The following is a 363-nucleotide window of genomic DNA, read 5'->3' on the forward strand; positions in this document are numbered from 1 at the left end:
GGGCCCGGTCATCGGCCAGGAAGTGGACCTTGCTGGTCAGTCCGCCCCGGGAACGTCCCAGCGCCTCGCGTCCATCGGCCTCCACACGCGCGCCGCCCCCTTTTGCGGGAAGTCACCCGGCGGCCGGTGCCGGGCCCCTGCCGCATGCTGGTGAGCCCGGCAGGAAGTTGAGTCGATGTTCACCGCCCATTCGGCCTCCTTCGCCGCGGTGCGGGCCAGGGCGCCGTCCGGGTCGCTGGCGTCGGCCTCGATCTGCAGCTCGGTCAGGATCCGTTGCCAGGTTCCATCGGCCGACCAGCGGCGATGGCGCTCATAGACGGTCTGCCAAGGCCCGTACCGCTCGGGCAGATCCGGCCACGGCAC

The 363-nt window shown here is 71.9% G+C and carries 1 pseudogene; it reads right to left on the minus strand.

Features of this window, described 5'->3' with window-relative positions:
• A pseudogene (locus OKJ99_RS14955) lies at positions 1-363 on the minus strand (transposase); the annotation flags it as partial.

Source organism: Streptomyces endophyticus (assembly GCF_035798155.1).
GTDB classification, from domain to species: domain Bacteria; phylum Actinomycetota; class Actinomycetes; order Streptomycetales; family Streptomycetaceae; genus Streptomyces; species Streptomyces endophyticus.